2 protein-coding genes and 2 pseudogenes are annotated in these 1,743 nt (G+C 75.2%); all 4 read right to left on the bottom strand.

Going from position 1 to position 1,743, the window contains the following annotated elements; all coding sequences use genetic code 11:
* Positions 1-88 (bottom strand): annotated as a pseudogene (locus ACWEVO_RS36130) (prephenate dehydratase); the annotation flags it as partial.
* A gap of 2 nt (positions 89-90) precedes the next feature.
* Positions 91-654: pseudogene (locus ACWEVO_RS36125) on the bottom strand (ABC transporter ATP-binding protein); the annotation flags it as partial.
* A gap of 43 nt (positions 655-697) precedes the next feature.
* Positions 698-1,279, bottom strand: a complete 582-nt coding sequence (locus tag ACWEVO_RS36120; RefSeq protein WP_452311881.1) for a PadR family transcriptional regulator — start codon at positions 1,277-1,279, stop codon at positions 698-700.
* A gap of 69 nt (positions 1,280-1,348) precedes the next feature.
* Positions 1,349-1,743: ferritin-like domain-containing protein (locus tag ACWEVO_RS36115; protein ID WP_452311880.1), on the bottom strand; the 395-nt coding region annotated here is incomplete at its 5' end.

Here is a 1,743-nt window from a genome sequence, read left to right as displayed (position 1 = left end):
GGCCGAGCGCCTCACCGGTCGGGCGGGACTCGATCCGGGTCATGTTCACCCCGCGGACGGCCAGTTCCATCAGCACGGACAGCAGCGCGAGCGGCGGCGCAGCAGGTGCAGCACGGCCTCCCCGGTCTGGGAGTCGAGCGCGCCGGTGGGTTCGTCGGCGAGCACCAGGCGGCGCTCGCCGACCAGCGCCCGGGCGATCGCCACCCGTTGCTGCTGGCCGCCGGACATCTGGTCGGGGAACCGGTCGCCCAGCCCCGCCACGCCCACCTCGTCGAGCGCCGCGAGGGCCGCCCGGCGGGCCGTCCGGACGCCGACCCCGTCGAGTTCCAGGGGCAGCGCCACGTTCTCCACCGCGGTGAGGCTGCCGAGCAGGTTCAGATCCTGGAAGACGTACCCGATCCGGCGGCGCCGCAGCCGGGCCAGCTCCCGCGCGCCGAGGCCGCCGAGCGGTTCCCCCTCGACCAGCACGTCGCCGCCGGTCGGGCGGTCCAGCCCGCCGGCCAGCGCCAGCAAAGTGGACTTGCCCGAGCCGGACGGGCCCATCACCGCGACCAGCTCGCCGGCCCGCACGGTCAGGCTGACCCCGCGCAGCGCGTGCACGGCCGCCTCCCCGGCGCCGTGCGTCCGGTGCACATCCCGCAGTTCCAGCACCACGCTCACCGCGGTCCCTCCGTCTCGCGCCGTCCCGGCGCCCGGCTCACCGGCGGGCCGCCTCGTCGCTGTGGTCCACCGCCTCGGGGCGGCCCGCCGGGCGGCCGGGCGCCGGACGGTAGCGGACCAGGCTGGTCTCGCAGTGGTCGAGCCAGCGGATCTCCGCCTCGGCCTGGAAGATCATCGCGTCCAGCACCAGCCGCCAGGGCAGATCCTCCGGCTTGTCGCTGGCGTACTTCAACCGGGTCAACTCCTGCAGCGCGCGCATGGTGGCGCTGCGCTGGGTCTGCACCACGGCGCGCACCTCCACGCCGGGCGTGGTCAGCGCCAGGGCGAGCTTGATCGACAGCTCGTCCCGGGGCCGGTCGGCCCGGCTGATCGGGGTGGCGAACCAGAGCGCCAGGTCCGCCCGGCCGGCGTCGGTGATCTCGTACGGCCGCTGCCCGGCCTCGCTCTCCGGCAGCGAGCGGACCAGACCGTCGCGTTCCAGTCGGGCCAGCGTGGTGTAGACCTGCCCGATGTTCAACGGCCAGGTGGAGCCGGTGGACTCCTCGAACGCGGCCCGCAACTGGTAGCCGTACATCTGGCCGCGTTCGAGCAGGGCGAGCAGGCCGTGACGGATGGACATGGCGAGGAGTATGCATACCTGGTATGCGGACCGCAACCGGAAGGATCCGCCGCGTGACCGGCGGCCCGCTCAGACCGGCCGACCGGGGAACGGAACCGTGACCGGGGTCACGCCCGCACTGCGCCGCCAGCGGGTGGCCCGCAGGGCGCAGTCGGTCAAGGCGGCGAGCGCCCGTTTCCGGTCGGCGCCGGTGGTGTGCGGCAGCGCCGCCCGCCAGTGGCCGGCCGTGCGCTCCTCGATCTCGACCGCCAGCTTGAGCGCGGCCGCCCGGTCGGTCACCGGGTACGGCAGCGCGTACCCGGCCCGGTTCGCGGGGACCTGACCCCCGTTGGTGCTGAGCTGGAGGATCAGGGTGTCGCGGCGGGACCGGTGGGCCGCCTCCGCGCTGCGGGCGGCCCGGCGGGCGTCCTCGGTCAGGTGGACCCCGATCACCCCGTACGCCCAGATCGCCGCGTACTCGGCGG

Source organism: Micromonospora sp. NPDC003776 (genome assembly GCF_053605645.1).
The sequence above is the reverse complement of the archived record's forward strand: the minus strand, read 5'-3'. Positions and strand labels throughout refer to the sequence as shown.